We start from the raw sequence: 22,322 nt of genomic DNA, 5'->3' as shown, positions 1-22,322 counted from the left end.
CACTCGACATATGAGAGTGCTAGCAGGAAAGGATTATAGGGATGACCCGCGGCGTTTCAAGAGGTGAGCCCACAAGCGTGCTGCCAGCGCCCCCAGCAGCAGTCCCACCGGCAGGAGGTACAGAGGGTTGCCGCCCACCCGCTTGGCACAGGACAGCAGAAACAGCGTCCACAACCAGTGCAGGCCCAGGCGGTGCAGGCGGGACCAGCGTTCGGCGCCCAGTGTCCGGACGGCGGCGTCATGAGCGCTGAGAGCCATCAGCGTCAGCACCAGATAGCCCGAGCCGCCGAGGATCCAGCTGGGCAGCGAGGTCAGCTGCGCCCACAGCGCCGGGCTGGCCATGTGGTGCAGCGCCACGAGGCCGGCCGCGTGCAGGGCGTGCGAGGTGGCGAAGAGCAGGCCCCACTGGCGCCGGCGCTGCCGCAGCCAGTCGCTGAAGCGCCCCGGATGCAGGACCCGCCACGACGAGGCGACATAGGCCAGCAGGAAGAAGCACAGCGAGCTGCGGGCGGTGGCGCGGATCTGCAGCCGCACGCTGTCGACATCGGGTGACAGTCCCAGCGTCCAGGCGCACAGCAGGAGCAGCGCGGCCGTGCCCAGTCTCCAGGTGAGCCTGCGCCTGCAGCTGGAGCGCGAGCAGCACGGGCTGGGTCCCGGGGCGCTCGCACCGCTGAAGGCGCTGGGCGCCGCCTTTCTGGACTGGACCCTGAGCCACCCGACGGCCTTTCGCCTGACCTCGGCCAGGCGCCTCTACCGCTTTGACCGTTCGGAGCGCCTGCGTGCGCAGTTCGCCGCCCTGCGCAGCCACACCTTGCAGCGCGTGCAGCAGGCCCAGGCGGCCGGCTACTTCGCGGGGCTCGCTCCCGGGCAGGTGGCACTTGGGCTGCGGGCCATGGCCTATGGCCTGGTGCGCATGCAGATCGATGGGCAGTTGCCGCAATGGGAGGTGGCGGCGGCGCAGGTGCGCCCCACCCTGCAAGCCACCCTGGCCCAGCTGATCGACAACCTGGCCGGTGCGCCACCGGCTCTGCCGCTGCGCAAAAAAGAGGCAAAGTCTGCCGGCGCCTTCTGAATCAAGGGCTTGGCGCGGCCCTCACCGGGCCACCCACACACTTGTCCACAGCCGGCGTGGATGAACTGGCACAAGGGCGGACCGCTGATACGACTGCTTGCGACTGTGTCCGCGCGCTCAACGTCCGAGCAAAGTGCCCGCAAATGGGCCCCTGGAGCATGCGGTCTCCCATTCAACGAGGAGACTGAGGATGACAAGAGGCAAGACCTGGCCCCATCGCCTGATGGCCGGCCTTCTGTGCATGACGGCGGGCGGCGCCTTTGCAGGCACCGCCTGCACTCAGGTGCCGCTGCAGGCCAACGGCCACTATGACTTCGCGTCCCATCTGAAGCCGGCGCCGGGCGCTTACGGCAGCACGATGTGGCAGTCGCGCGGCCTGTGCTATGCCGACGGCACGCCCTGGATCGAACGCAAGTACGGCACCGACCAGGACGCGCCCTATGACCAGCGCTATGAGATGTACCGCAGCAATGCCCTGCCCAAGAAGCAGGCCCTGCCGCTCATCATCTGGGCGCATCCCAGCGGTCCCTCGCAGGTGATGATCGAGGGCAATGCCCGGCCGGACGAGACCTCGCCGCTGATGGAGAAGCTGGTGGTGCCGGCCGTCCATGCCGGCTTCGCCTTCATGTCCATCCAGTTCCGCCACCCGCGGGCGAGCCAGTCGGTCGATCCGCGGAAGTTCGACCCACAGGTGCCGCACACCGACATCGCCCAGGCCGTGCAATGGGTGCGCTCCCGTGCCGCGGACCTGGGCGTGGATCCGGACAACATCTTCCTGCTGGGCCAGTCCCGGGGCTCCCTGGCCCTGCTGAACGCCTTCATGCCCGACCAGATCGACCGCAGCCGGCCCGACTGGCACGCGCAGTCCTCGAAGCCGCGTGCGGTCTTCGTGGTGCAGGCGCAGACGAGCTATGAGCATGTCGAGTTGCGCGACACCTTCGTCATGCCTCAGGCCACCGTGCCCGTGCCGCCCTACACGCAGCCGGGCTTCGACTACCGGGCCTATCTGGATCGCAACGACCCGCCCTTCATCGCCCCCGGCAGCGCCCTCGCGGCCCTGGACCTGACGGACCCGCCCTTCTGGATGCGCTACGAGCGTGCCCCGACGGACCATGGCAACCTCGCCGTGGTGCCGCTGGGCACGCGCGTGGCGCCCGAGGGGAAGGATCCAATGAAGGAGGGCGTCTGCTACGAGCCGCGGGCAGTCGACTATCCGGGCCTGACTGACAGCGGCTGCTTCGACGAGCACCACCCCAACTTCGGCGCAGCGCTGGCGGCGCGTTTCCTGTCCCTGAATCCCTCGGCGCAGCAGCGGGCGGCGGTGGGCGTCCAGTACGGTCCGCGCCGTGTGGGCCAGGCCCAGCTCGACAAGGTCTCCAACCACTTCTACGACGACTACACCTGCTTCTTCATCCAGAACCTGACCCCCGCGGGCGCCGTGCTGCGCGCCCAGGCGGTGCCGGCCTCGCAGTCGCCGGCCTGCCGGATCACAGACCACCCGTGGCCGCCGGCTTCGCTCTGAAGACAGGGCAGAACGCGGCGCCGGCCCGGCTCGTCCTGTCCGGGCGTAGCATGCGCAGGCCCGCCGCCGCCGAGGAGCAGCGGCGGGACCTTTGGAGGGGCCCCCGACATGTCGATGACCAACGATGCACGCCGCTGCCCGCAAGGGCTGGCCGCGGTCCTGCTGGCCTGCCTGGCGCTGATGGCCGCGACCGGCGCCCGCGCGGATGCCGAGCCAGCCCCGGCCTTCAAACTGACACTGGGCCACTACCACTACAGCGACCAGGGCGCCGGCACCGACCTCAACCTGCGCTGGCGCAAGGACGACAACAGCCTGTGGATCGGCCACTACCGCGACCCGGTCTTCGGTGCGCAGGCCCGCATCGGCGGCGATGCCGCACTGGACCTGGGCGGGGACTGGTCCCTGCAGCCCTCGCTGCAGGCGGCCACCGGCGGTTTCGTCGGCGGCAGTGTGAACCTGCAGTGGGGCAGCCGCTGGTTCGGCTTGGTGGGCTGGGGGCGCACCAATCTGCGGCCCTACTACAACCTCAATTTCGATCCCAATGACGCCATCACCCTGGGCGCCGGCCTGCATGACGAGCACGGCGGGCTCTGGTCCGCCACCTGGATCGCCGACGACCGCCTGCACACCGGGCAGCGCCATCTGCACCTGAGCGGGCGCTGGACCATGGCCGGCCAGCGCGTGCTCGTGGACCTGCTGCGCAAGACTGGGCAGGGCGACGCCGGCCCCGTGCGCGCCTGGGGCTGGACCCTGGGCCTGGACGGCCAGACCCTGTTCCTGCGCCTGGCGCGCGACCCCAAGCAGAACTTCTCAGGCAGCGACGCCACGCGCGTCTCGCTGGGCCTGCGCTTCTGAGCGGGCCCGGCGCGGACGTCTTCAGGCCTGGAGCTGGGCCGGGGCCAGGTACTGCTGCCGGAACTCTTCGAAGGACAGGGTGTCCGCGGCCTCGACCGCGGCCTGTTCGGCCAGGGACTGGCGGGCCATTTCCGCGAAGGCGGCCTGCCGTTCGGCGCTCAGGGGCTGGGCCCGCAGATGGGCGCGCGCCTGCTGCGAGCAGTGGCCGATGAAGCGGAGGTGGGAATGGCCGAATTCGCGGGCCATGGTCTCCAGCACGCGGGCGGAAGGCAGCTGCTCGGGATGCTGGAAGCGCTCCCGGGCCACGGCCAGGGCCTGGCCATAGGCCTCGCCGCCCAGCTGGCGGTCCAGGTGGGCGCTCAGCGGCCCCAGTTCCTCCAGGAGCTCGGCGGCCCAGTCGCGCAGCAGCACGGGCTGGCCGGCGCGCTCCAGCTGCAGGCCGGGCTCGCGGCCGCGGGAGGCCGTCAGTTGCTGGTTGCGGGCCAGGGCGGCGATCTCGGCGGGCGTGTCCGGCGGGCTGTCCGACAGCAGGCAGTGCAGCAGGAAGAGGTCGATGAAGCGCATGGTCGATGCGCTGATGCCGACGGGCTCGAAGGGGTCCAGGTCCATGCAGCGGACCTCCACGTACTCCACGCCCCGCTCGCGCAGCGCATGCAGGGGGCGCTCGCCGCTGCGGATCACCCGCTTGGGGCGGATGGTGCCGTAGAACTCGTTCTCGATCTGCAGCAGGCTGGTCGAGAGCTGGTTGTACTCGCCGCCCGGGTTCATGATGCCGATGGCCTCGTAGGCCGGATAGGGCCGCAGCAGGGCGTCCTGCAGCGAGGCGGCATAGCCCTCCAGGCTGTTGTAGCTGACGGCCAGCGTGGACTGCGCATCGCTCTGGTAGCCCAGACGGCCCATGCGCAGCGAGGTGGCGTAGGGCAGGTGCAGGGTGCCGCAGGGCGCCTTGCCCTGGACCGGCGCGGGGAAGGGCTGCAGACCGTGGTCCCGGCCTTCGACGAAGCTCGAACACAGGGCCGGCGAGGCCCCGAACAGCAGCAGCAACAGGAAGCTGTGACGGCGGAAATTGCGGATCAGGTCGAAGTACTGCTCGCTCGTGATGCCGGGCAGGGACCAGTTGTAGTGGATGCCCGAGATGGTCTGCATGCGCCGGCCATAGCGGTGGCCCAGGCCCATGCGATAGACGCTCTTGGCCCGCCCGATGTTGGAGTAGCCGTAGCGGCCGATGGGGATGGTCTCGTCGGCGGGCAGGAAGCAGGGCATGCTGGAGGCCCACATGGTTTCCTCGCCCAGCAGGGCGTCGACCGCCTGGTGGATTTCCGTCAGCTCGGCCTCGCAGGCCTCGGCCGTGGCGTGCACGCCGGTGATGAGCTCCAGCTGGCTTTCGCTGAAGTCGGTGGTGACATGCGGATGCGTCAGCGCCGAGCCCAGGCCCAGCGGATGCGGCGTTGCGGCCAGGGAACCCTCCGGCGCGGTGCGCAGGCTTTCCTTTTCCACGCCGCGACGCATGCCTTGCAGTCGCTCGCGGTCCAGTGCTTCCAGTCGCTGCGGCCAGTTGTTCAAGGGGGGCTCCTCTGATTGTTGTGGTTCGCCAAGTTAACAGATGGCAATGGCGCCTGCTTGACTACGGGCATGGCACTTTGTGCTAGTTGACCCGAGGGGCGTCAATGCGCCAGCGCATGACGGGTGCGGCGCCATTGCTGCTCCGAGCTGAATCCGGCCAGGCGGGCGGCCTCCGAGAGGCTGGCGCCCTTCTGGCGGGCCCGCTCGGCCAGTTCCAGGCGGATGGACTGCAGGTAGCGCAGGGGTGTGGTGCCCGCATGCTCGCCGAACAGCCGCCCGAGGTGGCGCGGGGTCACATGGGCCACGGCGGCCATGCGATCCAGGTTCCAGTCCTCGGCGGGGCGGGCGCTGATGGCGTCCTGCACCCGATGCAGGGCCGGATGCAGGTGATGCCGGTGGGCCAGCAAGGGCGAAAGCTCGGGGTCCTGGGGATTGCGCCGCAGGTAGACCACCATGGTCTGGGCCACGCTGGCAGCGATGGCATCCCCGCAGCGGGCCTGGATCAGGTGCAGGGTGAGGTCGATGCCGGCGGTGATGCCGGCGCTGGTGGCCAGGGAGCCATCCAGCACGAAGACGCGGTTGTCCACCACCTCGGCGGCCGGGGCGCGCTGGCGCAGCTCGTCCAGCAGCTCGTGGTGGGTGGTGCAGCGCCGCTGCTGCAGCAGGCCGGCTTCGGCCGCCAGCAGGGCGCCGGAGCAGATGCTGATCACGCGGCCGGAGCCCGCCTCCAGCAGTGTGCCGCCCACCTCGTGCAGCCAGCGCAGGGTGCGCAACTGGTCGGCACGCTCGGCGCTGCCCGCCGCTGGCTCGTCGGGCTGCATGTGGCGGCAGCCGAGCAGGAAGAGCCAGCTGTCCGGCGTCAGGGTCGAGGGCAGGGGCTCGAGGCCGCTCACCATCAGGCCCACCGAGCTCACGGCCTGCGGCTGCGCGGCCACGTAGCGCAGGCGGAAGGCCGGCGCCAGGCCCTGGCGCTGCAGGGCCTGGTTGGCCAGGCGCAGGGCCTCGGCCGGGCCTGCCAGGTCCAGCAGCAGGGCACGGGGCTGGATCAGGAAGACGGCGTCGATGGGGGTGTCGGGCGAGCGCATGGCGCTGAGTATGCCTGTCAGATCAGGACATGGCCTTGGCGCGCTGCAGGGCCTGCTCCACCGTGCAGATGTGGGCGAAGCGGTCCTTCAGCACGGTCTCGGTGCGCAGCTTGATGTCCGCCGGGCTCAGCACCGCGCCGCTGTCGTGCTGCATGGCGAAGGTCAGCGTGGCCTCGGTGACGTAGTCCACCAGCCAGCCTTCGTCGCTGGCATGGCGGGTGGTGGTCTCGCAGCACTGCTCGGTGCGGATGCCGGCAACGATCAGGCGCTGGATGCCCTGCTGATGCAGCCAGATGGCCAGGCCCGTGCCCACCAGGGCGCTGTGGCGGTGCTTGATGAACTCGACGGCCGCCTCATAGGGCACCAGGCCGTCCAGCGGGCGTACATGGCCGGACTTCAGCGCGAAGGCGTTGTCCGCGGTCTCGGGCCCGTCGTTGTGCAGGATGCGCACGATGGGGATGCCCGCGGCCTGCGCGCCCTGGAGCAGGGCGTTGCTGCGCTCCAGGTAGGCGGGCAGCTCGGCCTCGTTCCAGTAGGGGCGGTGGCGGAAGGATTCCTGGACGTCGATGAAGATCAGGGCGGTGTTCATGAGTGCATTCCTTGCGGTGGTTGGGAATGTGCTCATGGTGCCGGGTGGGCACCCGGGCGTCGCGCCGCATGCGGACCGCTTTCGGTCAGATCAGGACATCCATCGACGGTGTCCGGATCTGCCCCTGGCCTCAGCCGTGCGTCTTCAGGCCCAGGGCCTTCCAGCCTTCGAGGCCCAGCTTCTCCAGGGTGGCGATATTGGCCTCGTAGATGGCGTCGGTGTCCGGCATGGATTCCACGGCGCGCTCGATGCTTTCCTCGCGCAGCAGGTGCAGGGTGGGGTAGGGCGAGCGGTTGGTGAAGTTGCTGATGTCGTCCAGCTCGGTACCTTCGAACTGGAAGTCCGGGTGGAAGCTCGCGACCTGCAGGAGGCCGTCCAGCTCCAGGTCCTCGACCAGCGCGTCGGCGGCGCCCTGGAAGTCGTTGAAGTCCAGGAAGTCGGTCAGCACCAGGGGGTGGATGAGCACCGTGGTCTCGGTCTCTTCCGGATCCGTGCGGCGCAGCAGCAGCAGCTCATGCGCCAGCTCCTTCAGCAGCTCCTCGGGCGTGGTGGCTTCGCTGACCACGTAGCGCAGCTGCTTCTTCACCTCGACCGCCTTGGCGAAGGGGCAGAGGTTCAGGCCGATGACGGCCTTCTGGACCCAGTCACGGGTCTCGTTGATCACTTGGTCTTTGTCCATATCAGGGCTCAAGGCTTGAACCAGCTTTCCACCAGACGCACCCACATGGAGCCGCCCAGCGGGATCAGTTCGTCGTTGAAGTCGTAGCTGGGGTTGTGCAGCGTGCAGGGACCCAGGCCGTGGCCGCCCACGCGGTGGGTGCCGTCGCCGTTGCCGATCAGGAAGTAGCAGCCGGGGATCTTCTGCAGGTAGTAGCTGAAGTCCTCGGCGCCCATGGTGGGCTCGAACTCCTGCACGTTCGCGGGGCCCACCAGGTCTTCCAGCACGCCGCGCACGAAGGCGGTCTCGGCCGGGTGGTTGATGGTGGGCGGGTAGTTGCGGCGGAAATGGAACTCGACCTCGCAGTCGAAGGCCTCGGCCGTGGCGCGGGCCACCTTCTCCATGCGCTGCTCGATCAGGTCCAGCAGCTCCAGCGTGAAGGTGCGCACCGTGCCTTGCAGCTCGGCGTGGTCGGGCACGACATTGGTGGCCTCGCCGGCGCGCAACATGGTCACCGAGATCACGCCGGCGTCCAGCGGCTTCTTGTTGCGGCTGATGATGGCCTGGAAGGCATTGACCATCTGGCAGGCCACGGGCACCGGGTCGATCCCGAGATGCGGCATGGCGGCGTGGCAGCCCTTGCCGCGGATGGTGATCCTGAACTCGTTGCTGGACGCGAAGACCGGCCCGCTCTTGAGCGCAAACTCGCCGGCCTTCATCCCCGGCCAGTTGTGAATGCCGAAGATGGCCTCCATCGGGAACTGCTCGAAGAGGCCGTCCTTGATCATCTCGCGCGCGCCGCCGCCGCCTTCCTCGGCGGGCTGGAAGACCAGGTAGACGGTGCCGTCGAAATTGCGGTGGCGGGCCAGGTGCTGGGCCGCGGCCAGCAGCATGGCCGTGTGGCCGTCATGGCCGCAGGCATGCATCTTCCCCGCATGCTGGCTGGCATGGGCGAAGGTGTTGTGCTCGGTCATGGGCAGGGCGTCGATGTCCGCCCGCAGGCCCAGCGTGCGCGTGCTGCTGCCGTTCTTCAGGATGCCCACGACGCCGGTCTTGCCCAGGCCGCGGTGTACGGGGATGCCCCAGGCCGTCAGCTGCCGGGCGATGAGTTCCGAGGTGCGTTCTTCCTGGAAGCAGAGTTCGGGGTGGGCGTGGATGTCGCGGCGCAGGGCGGTGAGGGCCGCGGCGTCCGCGAGGATGTCGGGGATGAGTTTCATGGACAGGCTCCAGGCGCCGGTGCGGGACCGGTCCCGGGGCAGTGTACCCGTCGAGCCCCGACCGACCGCTCAGCGCTTGACCTTGCCGTCACCAGTCAGCATGGAGAGCTCGACGAAGTTGGAGGCCACGCGCCGGCCGGGGCCGAACTTCACCGGGAAGCCGCCGGCGTTGTAGTTCTGCAGGCTCTCCAGGGCGCTGACCAGGGCCTCGCGGCTGCCCTTGCCGTTGATGCGGCGCAGGCCTTCGCTGATGACCTTGGCGGCCAGGAAGCCCTCCATGGCGGTGTAGTTCAGCACGTGGCTGCCACCCGCCTTCTGCGCGGCGGCCTGGTATTCGGCCACGACCCCGGACGCCACGCCGAAGGGATAGGGCATGACCTGGCTGACCACGATGCCGTTGGCCTCCCGGCCCAGCTCGTCCAGCAGGGCCTGGGTGCCCACGAAGCTCACGTTGAAGAACTGGCCCGAGTAGCCGGCCCGGCGCGATTCGCGGATGAAGGCCGCGCAGCTCTTGTAGGCGCTGACCAGCACCACCGCCTCGGGCTGGGAGGCCGCCAGCTTGCGGGCCGCCTCGGCCACGTCCACGCTGTTGCGCTGCACGGTGGCGGTGGCATGCACAGTCAGCTTGCGCTGCATCAGGGCGCGCACCACGCCGTCCAGGCCGGCCTTGCCGTAGGCGTCGTCCTGGTGGAAGACGGCGATCTTGCTGAGCCCCAGCTGGGTCAGCTGCCGGACGATCAGGGCCGTCTCGTCGTTGTAGGACGCGCGCAGGTGGAACACCCAGGGGTTGGCCGGATCGCGCAGGGCCTCCGCGCCAGTCAGGGGGGCGAAGAAGGGGATCTTGGCCTGCTGCACCAGGGGCAGGGCGGCCAGGCAGGTGGGCGTGCCCACATAGCCGAAGAGGGCGAAGGCATGGCCGGCAATCAGCTGCTCGGTATTGGCCTTGCAGCGCTCGGGCTCGTAGCCGTCGTCCAGGGTGCGCAGCTCCACGGGCAGGCCGCCGATGCCGCCACTGGCGTTGACGCCATCGAAGTAGAGCTTCGCCCCGGCCTGCATCTGCAGGCCCAGCTGGGCCGCGGGGCCGCTCAGCGGTGCCGACTGGCCCAGCACGATCTTCTTCTGGTCCTGGGCCTGGCTCCACAGGGGCAGGGCGGACAGGCTGGCGAGTTGGGCAAGGGCGAGGCGGCGGTTCATGGGCGGGGACGGGACTGCAAAAAGCCGCGGAGCGTATCGCAAATCTAGGGTTTACCCTGTAACTAATTGCCGAACTTCGCCCTTGCGAAAGGCTTGGGCAGGGCGCTTGTGCAATAGTGCTCGGATGAACGCCCCCGAGCCCGCCATCGCCAGCCGCGTCGTCCACGGCGCCTGCCCGCACGACTGCCCCGACACCTGCGCCCTCAAGATCACCGTCGAGAACGAGCGGGTGGTCAAGGTCCAGGGACGGGCGGAACACCCCTCCACCCATGGCGCCCTGTGCACCAAGGTGTCCCGCTACCCGGAGCGCACCTACCATCCCGAACGCCTGCTGCAGCCCATGAAGCGGGTCAGCGCCAAGCATGAGGCGCCGCGCTTCGAGCCGGTCAGCTGGGACGAGGCCCTGGACGACATCGCCCGCCGCCTGCGCGCCATCGCCGCGCGCGACCCCCAGGCCATCCAGCCCTACAGCTATGCCGGCACCATGGGCCTGATCCAGGGCGAGAGCATGGCCGCGCGCTTTTTCAACGCGCTCGGCGCCGCGCGGCTGGACCGCACCATCTGCGCCTCCGCCGGGGCCGAGGCGCTCAATGCGACCTACGGCAGCCGCGTGGGCATGCACCTGCGCTTCTTTGCCGAGAGCCGGCTGATCCTGATCTGGGGCAGCAACTCCATCGCCTCCAACCTGCATTTCTGGACCTACGCCAACCAGGCCAAGCGCAATGGCGCGCGGCTGGTCTGCATCGATCCCCGCAAGACCGAGACGGCCGACAAGTGCCACCAGCACATCGCCCTGCTGCCCGGCACCGACGGCGCCCTGGCCCTGGGCCTCATGCACGAGCTGATCGTGCACGGCTGGCTGGACCAGGACTACCTGGACCGTCATGTCGACGACTGGCCCGCGATGCGCGAGCGGGCGTTGCAGTGGCCGCCGCAGCGCGCGGCCGAGGTCTGCGGCATCACGGCGGACGAAGTGCGCCAGCTGGCCCGCGAGTACGGCACCACGGCCCCTGCGGCCATCCGCCTCAACTACGGCATGCAGCGCGTGCACGGCGGCGGCAATGCGGTGCGGCTGATCGCGCTGCTGCCCTGCCTGACCGGCGCCTGGAAGCACCGTGCCGGCGGCCTGCTGCTGTCGGCCTCGGGCTGGGCGGCACGGGTCAAGAACACCCAGGCCCTGGAGCGCCCGGACCTGCTGGCGGGCCGCCAGCCGCGCATGGTCAACATGAGCGCCATCGGCGAGGCCCTGCTGCGCGAGGCCTCGCCCGAGTTCGGGCCGCGCATCGAGGCCCTGATCGTCTACAACAGCAATCCCGTGGCCGTGGCGCCTGACACCGCCCAGGTCCTGCGCGGCTTCCAGCGCCCGGACCTCTTCACCGTGGTGCTGGAGCACTTCATGACCGACACGGCCGACCAGGCCGACTACGTGCTGCCTGCCACCACGCAGCTGGAGCACCTGGACGTGCACACCAGCTACGGCCACACCGATGTGCTGCGCAACGAGCCGGCCATTGCGCCACTGGGCGAGGCCCGGCCCAACACGCAGATCTTCCGCGAGCTGGCCGCCCGCATGGGCCTGGACGACCCCTGCTTCCGCGAGACCGACGAGCAGCTCGCCGCCCAGGCCTTCACCGACGCCATCGACCAGGACCAGCTCAAGGCCCAGGGCTTCGTGAGCCTGGATGTGCCCGAGGCGCCCTTTGCGGAGGGCGGCTGGCCCACGCCCACGGGGCGGGTGCAGTGCATCTCGCCGCGCTACGGCCTGCCGGACCACGTGCCCAATCGCGAGAGCCGGCTGAGCAGCCCGGAGCTTGCGGCGCGCTACCCGCTGGCCATGATCTCGCCGCCCGCGCGCAACTTCCTCAACAGCAGCTTCGTCAACGTGAAGAGCCTGCGCGACATCGAGGGCGAACCCCTGGTCGAGATGCATGCCGACGACGCCGCGGCGCGCCGGCTCGAGCATGGCCGCATGGTGCGCATCTTCAATGACCGCGGCAGCCTGCAATGCCGCCTGCACATCAGCGAGCGTGCACGGCCCGGCGTGGTCAATGGCCTGGGCGTGTGGTGGCGCAAGCTCTCGCCGGGCGGCGAGAACGTCAATGCCGTGACGCAGCAAGGCCTCACGGACATCGGCGGCGGCGCCACCTTCTACGACTGCCTGGTCGAGATCGCGGCCGTCTGATGAGGGGGCTGATCCGGGCCCCGGGTCGTGCCGGTCTGTGGGCGGCCCTGCTGCTGCCCTGGCTGACGGGCTGTGCCCAGCTGGGCTACCTGGGGCAGGCCGTCAGCGGCCATCTGCAGCTGGTGCAGGCGGCCCGGCCCGTGGATCAATGGCTGAGCCAGCCGGATCTCGACCCGGCCCTGCGCGAGCGCCTGCTGCTCAGCCAGCGGCTGCGCGACTACGCCACCGCCACCCTGGCCCTGCCGGACAACGCCAGCTACCGCCGCTATGCCGACCTGGGGCGGCCTGCCGCCGTCTGGAACGTGGTCGCGGCCCCGCCCTACAGCCTGCAGCTCAAGACCTGGTGCTATCCGCTGATGGGCTGCGCCGGCTATCGCGGCTTCTTCGACCGCGCCGCGGCGCAGGCCCTGGCCGATCAGCTCAAGGCCGAGGGCTGGGAGCTGCAGGTCTATCCCGTGCCCGCCTACTCGACGCTGGGCTGGGGCAACTGGCTCGGCGGCGACCCCTTGCTCAACACCTTCATCCGCGACGGCGAGGGCGAGCTCGCCGGCCTGATCTTCCACGAGCTGGCCCACCAGCAGGCCTATGCGGCCGACGACACGGAGTTCAACGAGAGCTACGCCACCGCCGTGGAGCGCATGGGCGCCCGGCGCTGGCTGGCTGAGCATGGCAGTGCGGAGGCCGCGCTGGCCTATGAGCGCCAGCGTCAGCGGCGGGACGAGTTCCTGGCCCTTGCCCTGCGCGGGCGGGAGCGCCTGGCCGGCGTCTACGGGCAAGACCTGACCCCTGAGGGCCGCGAGACGGCCAAGCGCGAGGCCATGGCCGCCATCCAGGCCGATTACCGCCGCTGGCGCGACGGCCCCTGGCAGGGCTGGGCGGGCTATGACGGCTGGTTCGCCCGCGCCAACAACGCCGCCTTCGGCGTGCTGGCCGCCTATCACGGCCTGGTGCCGGCCTTCGAGCGCCTGTTCGTGGCCCAGGGCTCGGACTGGCCGCGCTTCCATGCCGAGGTGAAGCGCCTGGCGGCCTTGCCCAAGGCTCGGCGTCGGCTAGAGTTGGGCTCTCCCGAATGACGCTGCTGCGACCCCCTCACCATGGCTGACATCCACATCCACCGCGACCATCAACTGGGCCTCGAGAAGGCCCGCGAAGTGGCCTGGGCCTGGGCCGAGCAGGTCGAGCAGAAGTTCGACATGGAGTGCACCGTGATCGAGGGCGACACCAGCGACACCGTGGAGTTCGAGCGCTCCGGCGTCAAGGGCCAGCTGATCGTCACCGGCGACCACTTCGAGCTCGAGGCCAAGCTCGGCTTCCTGCTGGGCGCCTTCAAGTCCACCATCGAGGCCGAAGTCCAGAAGGAACTCGACGCCCTGCTGGCCAAGTCCGCAAGCGGCAAGAAGGCGGCAAAGAAAAAGCCAGGCTGAAGCCTGGCTCATCCGTGGCGGCAAACCGCCCCACCGCCACATGGTTTGACCTGCGCGGCGCAAGCCCGCGCCCCGCACGGATCGTGCGGATCCGGCTCCGCCGGTCCGCAAGGAACGAGGCGCCGCCCAAAAGAAAAAGCCAGGCTGAACGCCTGGCTCATCCGTGGCGGCAAACCGCCCCACCGCCGCATGGTTTGACCTGCGCGGCGCAAGCCCGCGCCCCGCACGGATCGTGCGGCTCCGGCTCCGCCGGTCCGCAAGGAACGAGGCGCTGCCCAAAAGAAAAAGCCAGGCTGAACGCCCGGCTCATCCGTGGTGGCAAACCGCCCCACCGCCACATGGTTTGACCTGCGCGGCGCAAGCCCGCGCCCCGCACGGATCGTGCGGATCCGGCTTTGCCGGTCCGCAAGGAACGAGGCGCTGCCCAAAAGAAAAAGCCAGGCTGAACGCCCGGCTCATCCGTGGTGGCAAACCGCCCCACCGCCACAAGGTGTGACCCGCGCGGCGCAAGCCCGCACCCCGCACGGATCGTGCGGATCCGGCTCCGCCGGTCCGCCACGATCGCCCCCCTGGGGGGGCTCGCGAAGCGAGTAGGGGGGGGGCTTACTTCAAGCCTTCGATGAGATCGATGTACTGCTGCATCGCCTCGTCCGTGCTGGTGCCCTTCAGCGCGGCCCAGGCGTCGTACTTGGCGCGGCCGACCATGTCGGTGAAGCCGGGGCGCGAGCCTTCCACGTCACCGCTGCTGGCCTGCTTGAACAGGGCATAGATCTTGAGCAGGGTCATGTTGTCGGGACGCTCGGGCAGGTTCTTGGAATCGGCCACTGCGGCGTCGAATTGCTCTTTGAGGCTCATCTCGTCTCCTTGGGTTTTGCGGCACCAAAGTTTGGTGACAATCGGGATGGACACCGAGCATATTACCCAGCAATGTCTGGGTCAGACACTCTAGAACGAGGAGCACGCCTTGGCCGCAGCAGAACGCATGTCCCGGGTCGATACCGCCTGGTTGCGGATGGATACCGAGCAGAACCTGATGATGATCGTCGGGATCTGGACCCTGCGGCCGCGGCTCTCGCTGCAGGACCTGCGCCAGCGGGTCGAGGAGCGCCTGCTGCAGTACCGGCGCTTCCGCCAGAAGGTGGTGGAAGACGCGCTGGGCGCGCAGTGGGTCGACGATGAAGACTTCGACATCGCCCGCCACGTCGTGCCCGGCACGCTCAAGCCCGCGCGCGGCCAGTCCCTGCAGCAGGCCCTGCAGGAGCGCGTCGGCGCGCTGTGCGCCCAGCCGCTGGATCCGGCGCATCCGCTGTGGCAGTTCGAGCTGGTCGAGGACATGGACGGTGAGAGCGCGCTGATCGCCCGCATCCACCACTGCATCGCCGACGGCGTGGCGCTGATCGCGGTGATGCTGTCCATCACCGACGGCGGCAAGCCCCCGCCCAAGCGCCGCCGCCACGAGCCCGCGGTCGAGGAAGACCACGACTGGCTGACCGATGCCCTGCTCAAGCCCATCACCGACCTCACCATCAAGGCCATCGGCGTCTCGGGCGCGGCCATGTCCAAGGGCGTGGACCTGATGATGGCGGCCGACCATCCCATCGACCATTCCCTGCATGCGGCCAAGCTGGGCTACCAGGCGGTCAGCGATGTCGCGGCCTTCGCGCTGATGTCCGATGACTCGCCCACCAGCCTCAAGGGCAAGCCCGGCACCGTCAAGCGCGTGGCCTGGGACGAAGGCCTGCCCCTGGATGCGGTGAAGGCCGTGGGCAAGGGCTTCAACTGCTCGGTCAATGACGTGCTGCTGTCCTGCGTGGCCGGCGCCATCGGCCGCTACCTGCGCTCGCGGGGGGAGGCGGTGGATGGCAAGGAGATCCGCGCCATGGTGCCGGTCAACCTGCGCCCGCTGGAGAAGGCCTACCAGCTGGGCAACCGCTTCGGCCTGGTGCCTCTGGTGCTGCCCATCGGCATTGCCAACCCGGTGGAGCGGCTCTACGCGGTGCGCGCCCGCATGCAGGAGCTCAAGGGCAGCTTCCAGCCCATCATGGCCTTCGGCCTGCTCTCGGTGGCGGGTCTGCTGATCAAGCCGGTGCAGCACGCCATGCTCAACATCTTCGCCAAGAAGGCGACGGCCGTGATGACCAATGTGCCCGGCCCGGCGGAGGCCCTGAAGTTCTGCGGTGCCACCGTGGACCGCGTGATGTTCTGGGTGCCGCAGTCCGGCGACATGGGCGTGGGCGTGTCCATCCTGACCTACGCCGGCAAGGTGCAGTTCGGCCTCATCACCGACGAGAAGCTGTGCCCGCATCCACAGGCCGTGATCGACCAGTTCGCGCCCGAGTTCAACCAGCTGCTGATGCTGGCCCTGATGCTGCCCTGGGGCGACGAGCAGCTGTCGGACGTCGACGGCGCCTGAGCGGCGCGCCGCGCGCGCCCATGAAAAAAGCCAGGCTGCGGGCCTGGCTCTTTTCTTATGGGCGGGGCCGGCAGGGCGCCGGCCCGGCTCCTCACTTGGACTTCTGGGCCTTGGGGCGGCCGGCGGCGGTCGGGTAGGCCGACATCACGCGGGCGGGATCGGCGCCGTTGTCCAGGTAGGCGGCGTACTGGGCTTCGGTGCACTTCAGGGCCTTGCCTTCGGTGTACTCGCCGCGCAGCTGGCCCTTGGCATAGACGAAGCGGTATTCGTTGTCGTCACGGGCGGTGTCGAAGCTCACGGTGTGCTGGGCGGCGCATTCGGCACGCAGGGCCTGCACTTCGCGGTTTTCAGCCGGCTTGGCGGCCTGGGCCAGGGAGGTGCCCAGCAGGGCGGCCAGGGCGATCAGGTGGAACTTCTTCATGATGCAACCTTTGCGACGAGTGCGGTGAGACGGTGCGGAGCGGGCCTCGTGGACCCGCCCGGCGGTAAAAGTGCACACAGCTTAGCGGCCCGCAGGCCTGATGACCATTGAGGGCATCCACCGAGCAGGGGCGAAATCCGTGCGCTTTCCCACGAATCGCCGGGGGTGCCCCCGCGGCTGCGGGGGCCCGGGAAGCCCCGGATCCCGGGCCTTCCCGCGCGAGGCCTCACTCCTCCAGCTCTTCCTTGGCGAGCTCCACGTCCAGGCATTCCATGGCGTCCATGGGCTCGCAGGCGGCGGCGTCGGCGTAGAGCTGCTCGGCCACGGCCAGGCGCTTGTCGCCCTCCAGCATGACCAGGCCGTTGGCACGCTCGATCATGGCGATGGCGCTGGTCGGGTTGAGCTTCAGCGCCTGCTCGAACATCTTCAGGCCGGTGGCGGTGTCGGCGCCCTGGGTCTTGCCCAGCAGCTTGCCGACCTTGTCGATCACCTCGGCATGGAAGGCGCCCAGGGCGATGTGGGCGTCGGCATGCTTGGGGGCCAGCTCGATGGCCTTCTCCAGCGCCGCCTTGACCTTGCCGCCCAGGCCCTGGGCCAGGGCCTTGGCCACGCTGATGCCCTGGCTGTAGCGGCCCAGGGCATAGGCCTGCCAGTACCAGGCGTTGGCGTTCTTCGGCTCGGTCTCCTGCAGGCTCTCGGCCCGCTCGGCGACCTCCAGGAACATCTCCAGCTTGGCCTTTTCCTTCTTCTCCAGGTAGTTGGCGTAGATGGCCTGGGCCTTGTTGGCCACGGTGATGCCGGCGCCGCCCGCGGCCAGGCCGGCCTCGTAGGCCTTCTGGAACTCGCCGGCGTGGAAATGGATCCAGGCCTGCTGCACGGCGGCGTCCTTGGGGAAGGGCTCGGCGTCGCCGGCATGCAGGCGGGCCCAGTGCTTCTTCAGGCTGGCGGCGTCGTACTGGAAGGCCGCGTTGTCGTAGGGGAAGGCAGTCCACTTGGCCATCGATGTCTCCGTGTTGTGTGTGGGGTATGCCGCCGGGGGCAGGTCTTGCGCCTGGCGGCCGGCTAGCCGTTGTAGCGGCCGGCCAGCGTGAAGAGGTGCTCGCGCGAGCCGGGTTCTAGATAGGGCAGCAGGGTGCTCAGCACATGGAAGGCGCCGCGCATCAGCGCGCTGCCGGCGCGCTCGGGCTCCAGGGCGTGGCGCGGGTCGCGCACGTATTCGTAGCTCAGCCAGTAGCTCTGCAGCACCACCATGGCCTCGGCCGTGGGGCCGGCGTCGCGGGGTTCCATGCGCAGGGCGCCGCCATGCTGCAGGCCGGACAGCACCGCGCGCATGGCCTGGCCCTTGTGCGCCAGCACGGTCTGGAAGTGCGTCTCCAGCTTGCGGTTCTTGGAGAGCAGGTCGTTGAGGTCGCGGTAGAGGAAGCGGTGCTTCCAGATCAGCTCGAAGAGCATGTGGAAGAAGAGCCAGGCGTCTTCCACGTTGCGGACGTTGTCCGAGGCGCCCAGCAGCTCGGTGAGCTCGCGCTCGTAGGCCGCGAACAAGGCGTTGATCAGCTCGTCCTTGGCGGGGTAGTGGTAGTAGAGGTTGCCGGGGCTGATGTTGAGCTCGGCCGAGATGAGCGTGGTCGAGACGTTGGGTTCACCGAAGCGGTTGAACAGGTCCAGCGTGACTTCGAGGATGCGTTCTGCGGTGCGCCGCGGCTTCTTGGTGGCCATGGAATGCTTTTAGTGGCTGTCTCGGCTGATTCTGGCACCAAGACGAGTCCCTACTCTAGGGGTTTGGCTCCAGCGCCAGCAGGAATTTGGCACGCTCCCTACAATCCGCCGCCATGCAAAGCCCCACCCCTGCAGCGGCCGCCCCCACAGGCCGCGAGCACCCGGCCCTTCGCTTCGAGGCGGTCTCCAAGACCTACCGCGGCGGCCAGGTGAAGGCCCTGGACCAGGTCTCCTTCGACATCCAGCCCGGCGAATTCTTCGGTCTCCTGGGCCCCAACGGCGCCGGCAAGACCAGCCTCATCTCCATCCTCGCCGGCCTCTCCAAGGCCAGCAGCGGCCGCGTGCGCGTGCTGGGCCATGACGTGGTGGACGACTACGCCGCCGCCCGCAAGTGCCTGGGCATCGTGCCGCAGGAGCTGGTCTTCGACCCCTTCTTCTCGGTGCGCGAGGCCCTGGAAATCCAGAGCGGCTACTTCGGCGTGCGCAACAACGGCTCCTGGATCGACGAGCTGCTGGAGAACCTCGGCCTGGCCGACAAGGCCCAGGCCAACATGCGCCAGCTCTCGGGCGGCATGAAGCGCCGCGTGCTGGTGGCCCAGGCCCTGGTGCACCGCCCGCCGGTGATCGTGCTGGACGAGCCCACCGCCGGCGTCGACGTGGAGCTGCGCCAGACGCTATGGGCCTTCATCGCCCGGCTCAACAAGGAAGGCCACACCGTCCTGCTGACCACCCACTACCTGGAAGAGGCGGAGGCCCTGTGCCACCGCATCGCCATGCTCAAGACCGGCCGCATCGTGGCCCTGGACCGCACCAGCAACCTGCTGGCCGGCAAGGCCTCCACCATGCTGCGCTTCAAGACCGACGCTGCGCTGCCGCAAGACCTGACCCCCCTCTCCCGCGTGACCGGCCGCATCGTGCAGATCAAGGCGCATGACGCGGCCGAGGTCGAAAGCGTGCTGGCCCGCCTGCGCGCGGCCGGCGTGCCGGTGGAGGACCTCGAGATCGGCCGTGCCGACCTGGAGGACGTGTTCCTGGAGATCATGCAAGGAGCTCAGGCATGAGCGGGATCCGACTCGAAGGCGCGCGCACGCTGTTCTACAAGGAAGTGCTGCGCTTCTGGAAGGTGAGCTTCCAGACCGTGGCCGCGCCGGTGCTGACCGCCGTGCTGTACCTGCTGATCTTCGGCCACGTGCTGGAGGACCATGTGAAGGTCTACGGCCACGTGGCCTACACCGCCTTCCTGATCCCGGGGCTGGTGATGATGAGCGTGCTGCAGAACTCGTTCGCCAACAGCTCGTCCTCGCTGATCCAGAGCAAGATCACCGGCAACCTGGTCTTCGTGCTGCTGACGCCGCTGTCGCACTGGGCCTGGTTCCTGGCCTATGTGGGCGCCTCGGTGGTGCGCGGCCTGGCCGTGGGCCTGGGCGTCTTCCTGGTGACGGCCTGGTTCGCGCCACCGGGGCTGGCGCAGCCGCTGTGGGTGCTGGTCTTCGCGCTGCTGGGCGCGGGCATGCTGGGCGCGCTGGGACTGATCGCCGGCCTGTGGGCCGAGAAGTTCGACCAGATGGCGGCCTTCCAGAACTTCATCATCATGCCCATGACCTTCCTCTCGGGCGTGTTCTATTCGGTGCATTCGCTGCCGGCCTTCTGGCAGGGCGTGAGCCACCTGAACCCCTTCTTCTACATGATCGACGGCTTCCGCCACGGCTTCTTCGGCGTCAGCGACGTCTCGCCCTGGCTGAGCCTGTCCATCGTGGGCGCGAGCTTCGTGGCGGTCTCCGCCATCGCGCTGGGGCTGCTCAAGCGGGGCTACAAGATCCGCGGCTGAGGCCCGCCGCAACAGCGCCCGCGAAGCCCGCTTGCATCAACTCAGAAGCCCCGGCCTGGCCGGGGCGGTCTGCGTCTCGGTAGAATCCCGCCCATCATGGCCGATCCCACTCCCGCTGAAGTTCAGCAATACATTGCCGACGGACTCCCCTGCCAGCTGCTGCAGGTCGAGGGTGACGGCCGCCATTTCTTCGCCACCATCGTCTCCGCGGAGTTCGAGGGCCTGTCCCGCATCCGCCGCCACCAGCGCGTCTACCAGGCCCTGGGCGAGCGCATGCGCGAGCAGATCCACGCCCTGTCCATGAAGACGCTGACGCCGGCCGAGCACGGGGCCGAGCCGGCCGCTGCCGGCCATCACCATCCCTGACACCCCATCCGCCTGATACCGGGCGGGTGGCGGTGTGGTGCCGCTCCCGGTGATCCCGCTGCCGTCCGCCGAGTCTAGAAATCCAGACCGCAAAGGACGCCCATGATCACCCTGGCCCTCTCCAAGGGACGCATCTTCGAAGAGACCCTGCCGCTGCTGAAGGCCGCCGGCATCGAGGTGCTCGAGGACCCCGAGACCTCCCGCAAGCTGATCCTGCCCACCAACAAGCCCGAGGTGCGCGTGGTGCTGGTGCGCGCGACCGACGTGCCCACCTATGTGCAGTACGGCGGTGCGGATCTCGGCGTGGCCGGGCGCGACGTGCTGATCGAGCATGGCGGCGCGGGCCTCTACCAGCCCCTGGACCTGCGCATCGCCCGCTGCCGCATGAGCGTGGCCACGCGCGACGACTTCGACTACGCCGCCGCGGTCAAGCAGGGCTCGCGCATCCGCGTGGCCACCAAGTACACCGAGATCGCCCGCCAGCATTTCGCCGACAAGGGCGTGCACGTGGACCTGATCAAGCTCTACGGCTCCATGGAGCTGGCCCCGCTGACCGGCCTGGCCGACGCCATCGTGGACCTGGTCTCCACTGGCAGCACGCTCAAGGCCAACCGCCTGGTGGAGGTGGAGCACATCATGGAGATCTCCTCGCGCCTGGTCGTCAACCAGGCGGCGCTGAAGCTCAAGCGCGAGCCGCTGCGCCAGCTGATCGACGCCTTCGCCTCCGCCACGCCTGCCGCCTGAGGGGAATGAGATGCTGAAGCTGCGACAACTCAACACCCAGGGCGCCGACTTCGAGGCCGAGTTCCAGCGCGTGCTGCACTGGTCCGCCGACACCGACGCCGCCATCGAGTCCCGCGTGGCCGAGATCCTGGCCGATGTGCGCGCCCGTGGCGATGCCGCGGTGCTGGAGTACACCGCCCGCTTTGATCGGCTGACGGCCGAATCGCTCGGTGCGCTGGAGCTGACCCGCGAGGAGCTCAAGGCCGCCTTCGACGGCCTGCCGGCCGCCCAGCGCGAGGCCCTGGAGGCCGCCGCGTGCCGCGTGCGCAGCTACCACGAGCGCCAGAAGGCCGCCTGCGGCGAGAGCTGGAGCTACCGCGACGAGGACGGCACCCTGCTGGGGCAAAAGGTGACCCCGCTGGACCGCGTGGGCATCTACGTGCCCGGCGGCAAGGCGGCCTACCCCAGCAGCGTGCTGATGAACGCCATCCCGGCCCAGGTGGCCGGCGTGCCCGAGATCATCATGGTCGTGCCCACCCCCGGCGGTGAGAAGAACGCCCTGGTGCTGGCCGCCGCGTATGTGGCCGGTGTGCACCGCGCCTTCACCATCGGCGGTGCGCAGGCCGTGGCCGCGCTGGCCTACGGCACGGCCACCGTGCCTCGCGTGGACAAGATCACCGGCCCCGGCAATGCCTATGTGGCCAGCGCCAAGAAGCATGTCTTCGGCCAGGTGGGCATCGACATGATTGCCGGCCCCAGCGAAATCCTGGTCCTGGCCGACGGCAGCACGCCGCCGGACTGGGTCGCCATGGACCTCTTCAGCCAGGCCGAGCATGACGAGCTGGCGCAGAGCATCCTGCTGTGCCCGGATGCCGGCTACATCGCGCAGGTGGCCGCGGCCATCGAGCGCCTGCTGCCCACCATGCCGCGCCAGGAGGTGATCCGCGCCTCGCTGGAGGGCCGTGGTGCGCTGATCCTCACGCGCTCGATGGAAGAGGCCTGCGAGATCAGCAACCGCATCGCGCCCGAGCACCTGGAGGTCTCCAGCCACGAGCCCCATCGCTGGGAGCCCCTGCTGCGCCATGCCGGCGCCATCTTCCTGGGGGCCTACACCAGCGAGTCCCTGGGCGATTACTGCGCGGGCCCCAACCATGTGCTGCCCACCTCGGGCACGGCGCGCTTCTCCTCGCCGCTGGGCGTCTACGATTTCCAGAAGCGCAGCAGCCTCATCGAGGTCAGCGAGGCCGGCGCGCAGAAGCTGGGCCCCATCGCCGCGACCCTGGCCTACGGCGAGGGCTTGCAGGGCCATGCGCTGGCGGCGGAGTATCGGCTCAAAGGCTGAGGTCGCGCTGTCCGCGCGACAGTGTTGTTTCCGCTCTGCAAAGCCCGGCCTGCCCGGGCTTTCTTCATGGATCAGGGACTCGCCAGCCGCGGACCACTTGCCCTAGGATGGCCCATCGCCAATCCTGCGGAGGCTCGTGATGAGACTGTCGG

Annotated in this window: 23 protein-coding genes; 12 read left to right on the top strand and 11 right to left on the bottom strand. The window is 69.2% G+C overall.

Translation table 11 applies throughout. The features are described from left to right. Positions 1–33: 33 nt before the first annotated feature. Positions 34–534, bottom strand: coding sequence for a hypothetical protein (locus O9Y01_RS04460; RefSeq protein WP_269630275.1), 501 nt, complete (start codon positions 532–534; stop codon positions 34–36). Between the two features lie 58 nt (positions 535–592). Between O9Y01_RS04460 and O9Y01_RS04455 the strand changes: the two genes are divergently transcribed. From O9Y01_RS04455 to O9Y01_RS04445, 3 genes are all read left to right on the top strand, one after another. Continuing rightward, positions 593–1,072, top strand: a complete 480-nt coding sequence (locus tag O9Y01_RS04455; protein ID WP_269630274.1) for a TetR-like C-terminal domain-containing protein — start codon at positions 593–595, stop codon at positions 1,070–1,072. 190 nt (positions 1,073–1,262) lie between these two features. Beyond that, a complete protein-coding gene (locus O9Y01_RS04450; RefSeq protein WP_269630273.1) occupies positions 1,263–2,594 on the top strand; it encodes an alpha/beta hydrolase in 1,332 nt (443 codons plus the stop codon). A gap of 108 nt (positions 2,595–2,702) precedes the next feature. Next, the gene (locus tag O9Y01_RS04445; protein WP_269630272.1) at positions 2,703–3,449 is read left to right on the top strand and encodes a hypothetical protein; all 747 of its coding nucleotides are present in this window, start codon (positions 2,703–2,705) and stop codon (positions 3,447–3,449) included. Positions 3,450–3,470: 21 nt separating this feature from the next. Here O9Y01_RS04445 and gshA read toward each other — a convergent pair whose 3' ends face one another. From gshA to O9Y01_RS04415, 6 genes are all read right to left on the bottom strand, one after another. After that, on the bottom strand, positions 3,471–5,012 hold the full coding sequence (gene gshA / locus O9Y01_RS04440; RefSeq protein WP_269630271.1) for a glutamate--cysteine ligase: 1,542 nt from the start codon (positions 5,010–5,012) through the stop codon (positions 3,471–3,473). Positions 5,013–5,113: 101 nt separating this feature from the next. Continuing rightward, entirely contained in the window at positions 5,114–6,097 is a 984-nt protein-coding gene (locus tag O9Y01_RS04435) for a GlxA family transcriptional regulator (RefSeq protein WP_269630270.1), read from the bottom strand. Positions 6,098–6,119: 22 nt separating this feature from the next. Continuing rightward, positions 6,120–6,686, bottom strand: a complete 567-nt coding sequence (locus O9Y01_RS04430) for a cysteine hydrolase family protein (protein WP_269630269.1) — start codon at positions 6,684–6,686, stop codon at positions 6,120–6,122. A 130-nt stretch (positions 6,687–6,816) separates the two neighbouring features. Then, the gene (locus O9Y01_RS04425; protein ID WP_269630268.1) at positions 6,817–7,365 is read right to left on the bottom strand and encodes a DUF1415 domain-containing protein; all 549 of its coding nucleotides are present in this window, start codon (positions 7,363–7,365) and stop codon (positions 6,817–6,819) included. Between the two features lie 8 nt (positions 7,366–7,373). Continuing rightward, positions 7,374–8,561, bottom strand: a complete 1,188-nt coding sequence (locus O9Y01_RS04420) for a M20 aminoacylase family protein (protein WP_269630267.1) — start codon at positions 8,559–8,561, stop codon at positions 7,374–7,376. A 69-nt stretch (positions 8,562–8,630) separates the two neighbouring features. Further along, positions 8,631–9,755 (bottom strand): ABC transporter substrate-binding protein, encoded by a 1,125-nt coding sequence (locus O9Y01_RS04415; RefSeq protein WP_269630266.1) that lies wholly within the window; start codon positions 9,753–9,755, stop codon positions 8,631–8,633. A 124-nt stretch (positions 9,756–9,879) separates the two neighbouring features. Between O9Y01_RS04415 and O9Y01_RS04410 the strand changes: the two genes are divergently transcribed. Genes O9Y01_RS04410 through O9Y01_RS04400 form a run of 3 tightly spaced genes read left to right on the top strand, consistent with a single transcriptional unit; the run spans position 9,880 to position 13,361 of the window. Beyond that, a complete protein-coding gene (locus tag O9Y01_RS04410; protein ID WP_269630265.1) occupies positions 9,880–11,937 on the top strand; it encodes a molybdopterin-containing oxidoreductase family protein in 2,058 nt (685 codons plus the stop codon). After that, positions 11,937–13,010: an aminopeptidase gene (locus tag O9Y01_RS04405; protein WP_269630264.1), complete on the top strand. Its 1,074-nt coding sequence runs from the start codon at positions 11,937–11,939 to the stop codon at positions 13,008–13,010. The genes O9Y01_RS04410 and O9Y01_RS04405 overlap by 1 nt, the downstream gene beginning before the upstream one ends. Positions 13,011–13,031: 21 nt before the next feature. Further along, positions 13,032–13,361: a polyhydroxyalkanoic acid system family protein gene (locus O9Y01_RS04400; protein ID WP_269630263.1), complete on the top strand. Its 330-nt coding sequence runs from the start codon at positions 13,032–13,034 to the stop codon at positions 13,359–13,361. Between the two features lie 603 nt (positions 13,362–13,964). Here the strand turns inward: O9Y01_RS04400 and O9Y01_RS04395 are convergent. After that, on the bottom strand, positions 13,965–14,216 hold the full coding sequence (locus O9Y01_RS04395; RefSeq protein ID WP_269630262.1) for an acyl-CoA-binding protein: 252 nt from the start codon (positions 14,214–14,216) through the stop codon (positions 13,965–13,967). A 127-nt stretch (positions 14,217–14,343) separates the two neighbouring features. Here O9Y01_RS04395 and O9Y01_RS04390 point away from each other — a divergent pair, with 127 nt between their 5' ends. Then, complete coding sequence (locus O9Y01_RS04390; RefSeq protein ID WP_269630261.1) at positions 14,344–15,774, top strand: wax ester/triacylglycerol synthase family O-acyltransferase; 1,431 nt, start codon at positions 14,344–14,346, stop codon at positions 15,772–15,774. A gap of 91 nt (positions 15,775–15,865) precedes the next feature. Here O9Y01_RS04390 and O9Y01_RS04385 read toward each other — a convergent pair whose 3' ends face one another. The 3 genes from O9Y01_RS04385 to O9Y01_RS04375 all read right to left on the bottom strand — a co-directional run bounded on the left by O9Y01_RS04385 (position 15,866) and on the right by O9Y01_RS04375 (position 17,911). Beyond that, complete coding sequence (locus O9Y01_RS04385) at positions 15,866–16,195, bottom strand: hypothetical protein (RefSeq protein ID WP_269630259.1); 330 nt, start codon at positions 16,193–16,195, stop codon at positions 15,866–15,868. A 226-nt stretch (positions 16,196–16,421) separates the two neighbouring features. Continuing rightward, positions 16,422–17,195 carry a hypothetical protein gene (locus O9Y01_RS04380; RefSeq protein ID WP_269630258.1) on the bottom strand — a complete coding sequence of 258 codons (774 nt, stop codon included), beginning with the start codon at positions 17,193–17,195 and terminating at the stop codon, positions 16,422–16,424. A 62-nt stretch (positions 17,196–17,257) separates the two neighbouring features. Next, complete coding sequence (locus O9Y01_RS04375) at positions 17,258–17,911, bottom strand: TetR/AcrR family transcriptional regulator (RefSeq protein ID WP_269630257.1); 654 nt, start codon at positions 17,909–17,911, stop codon at positions 17,258–17,260. A gap of 113 nt (positions 17,912–18,024) precedes the next feature. On the opposite strand from O9Y01_RS04375, the gene O9Y01_RS04370 reads away from it, so the two are divergent. The 5 genes from O9Y01_RS04370 to hisD all read left to right on the top strand — a co-directional run bounded on the left by O9Y01_RS04370 (position 18,025) and on the right by hisD (position 22,170). Then, complete coding sequence (locus O9Y01_RS04370) at positions 18,025–18,972, top strand: ABC transporter ATP-binding protein (protein ID WP_269630256.1); 948 nt, start codon at positions 18,025–18,027, stop codon at positions 18,970–18,972. Continuing rightward, positions 18,969–19,739, top strand: a complete 771-nt coding sequence (locus tag O9Y01_RS04365) for an ABC transporter permease (RefSeq protein WP_269630255.1) — start codon at positions 18,969–18,971, stop codon at positions 19,737–19,739. The genes O9Y01_RS04370 and O9Y01_RS04365 overlap by 4 nt, the downstream gene beginning before the upstream one ends. A 96-nt stretch (positions 19,740–19,835) precedes the next feature. Beyond that, entirely contained in the window at positions 19,836–20,105 is a 270-nt protein-coding gene (locus tag O9Y01_RS04360; protein ID WP_269630254.1) for a BolA family protein, read from the top strand. A gap of 102 nt (positions 20,106–20,207) precedes the next feature. Then, complete coding sequence (gene hisG / locus O9Y01_RS04355) at positions 20,208–20,849, top strand: ATP phosphoribosyltransferase (protein ID WP_269630253.1); 642 nt, start codon at positions 20,208–20,210, stop codon at positions 20,847–20,849. Between the two features lie 10 nt (positions 20,850–20,859). Beyond that, on the top strand, positions 20,860–22,170 hold the full coding sequence (gene hisD / locus O9Y01_RS04350; protein ID WP_269630252.1) for a histidinol dehydrogenase: 1,311 nt from the start codon (positions 20,860–20,862) through the stop codon (positions 22,168–22,170). Positions 22,171–22,322 lie beyond the last annotated feature (152 nt).

The organism is Pelomonas sp. BJYL3 (genome assembly GCF_027257975.1).
Taxonomy (GTDB): Bacteria; Pseudomonadota; Gammaproteobacteria; order Burkholderiales; family Burkholderiaceae_C; genus Roseateles_B; species Roseateles_B flavus.
This window is presented reverse-complemented; position numbering and strand designations above follow the sequence as displayed.

Excerpts from the sequence above, each read along its gene's own strand:
- O9Y01_RS04450 (WP_269630273.1), top strand. The coding sequence starts at position 1,263 with ATGACAAGAGGCAAGACCTGGCCCCATCGCCTGATGGCCGGCCTTCTG.
- O9Y01_RS04445 (WP_269630272.1), top strand. The coding sequence starts at position 2,703 with ATGTCGATGACCAACGATGCACGCCGCTGCCCGCAAGGGCTGGCCGCG.
- O9Y01_RS04435 (WP_269630270.1), bottom strand. The coding sequence starts at position 6,097 with ATGCGCTCGCCCGACACCCCCATCGACGCCGTCTTCCTGATCCAGCCC.
- O9Y01_RS04430 (WP_269630269.1), bottom strand. The coding sequence starts at position 6,686 with ATGAACACCGCCCTGATCTTCATCGACGTCCAGGAATCCTTCCGCCAC.
- O9Y01_RS04425 (WP_269630268.1), bottom strand. The coding sequence starts at position 7,365 with ATGGACAAAGACCAAGTGATCAACGAGACCCGTGACTGGGTCCAGAAG.
- O9Y01_RS04420 (WP_269630267.1), bottom strand. The coding sequence starts at position 8,561 with ATGAAACTCATCCCCGACATCCTCGCGGACGCCGCGGCCCTCACCGCC.
- O9Y01_RS04415 (WP_269630266.1), bottom strand. The coding sequence starts at position 9,755 with ATGAACCGCCGCCTCGCCCTTGCCCAACTCGCCAGCCTGTCCGCCCTG.
- O9Y01_RS04410 (WP_269630265.1), top strand. The coding sequence starts at position 9,880 with ATGAACGCCCCCGAGCCCGCCATCGCCAGCCGCGTCGTCCACGGCGCC.
- O9Y01_RS04405 (WP_269630264.1), top strand. The coding sequence starts at position 11,937 with ATGAGGGGGCTGATCCGGGCCCCGGGTCGTGCCGGTCTGTGGGCGGCC.
- O9Y01_RS04400 (WP_269630263.1), top strand. The coding sequence starts at position 13,032 with ATGGCTGACATCCACATCCACCGCGACCATCAACTGGGCCTCGAGAAG.
- O9Y01_RS04395 (WP_269630262.1), bottom strand. The coding sequence starts at position 14,216 with ATGAGCCTCAAAGAGCAATTCGACGCCGCAGTGGCCGATTCCAAGAAC.
- O9Y01_RS04390 (WP_269630261.1), top strand. The coding sequence starts at position 14,344 with ATGTCCCGGGTCGATACCGCCTGGTTGCGGATGGATACCGAGCAGAAC.
- O9Y01_RS04385 (WP_269630259.1), bottom strand. The coding sequence starts at position 16,195 with ATGAAGAAGTTCCACCTGATCGCCCTGGCCGCCCTGCTGGGCACCTCC.
- O9Y01_RS04380 (WP_269630258.1), bottom strand. The coding sequence starts at position 17,195 with ATGGCCAAGTGGACTGCCTTCCCCTACGACAACGCGGCCTTCCAGTAC.
- O9Y01_RS04375 (WP_269630257.1), bottom strand. The coding sequence starts at position 17,911 with ATGGCCACCAAGAAGCCGCGGCGCACCGCAGAACGCATCCTCGAAGTC.
- O9Y01_RS04370 (WP_269630256.1), top strand. The coding sequence starts at position 18,025 with ATGCAAAGCCCCACCCCTGCAGCGGCCGCCCCCACAGGCCGCGAGCAC.
- O9Y01_RS04365 (WP_269630255.1), top strand. The coding sequence starts at position 18,969 with ATGAGCGGGATCCGACTCGAAGGCGCGCGCACGCTGTTCTACAAGGAA.
- O9Y01_RS04360 (WP_269630254.1), top strand. The coding sequence starts at position 19,836 with ATGGCCGATCCCACTCCCGCTGAAGTTCAGCAATACATTGCCGACGGA.
- hisG (WP_269630253.1), top strand. The coding sequence starts at position 20,208 with ATGATCACCCTGGCCCTCTCCAAGGGACGCATCTTCGAAGAGACCCTG.
- hisD (WP_269630252.1), top strand. The coding sequence starts at position 20,860 with ATGCTGAAGCTGCGACAACTCAACACCCAGGGCGCCGACTTCGAGGCC.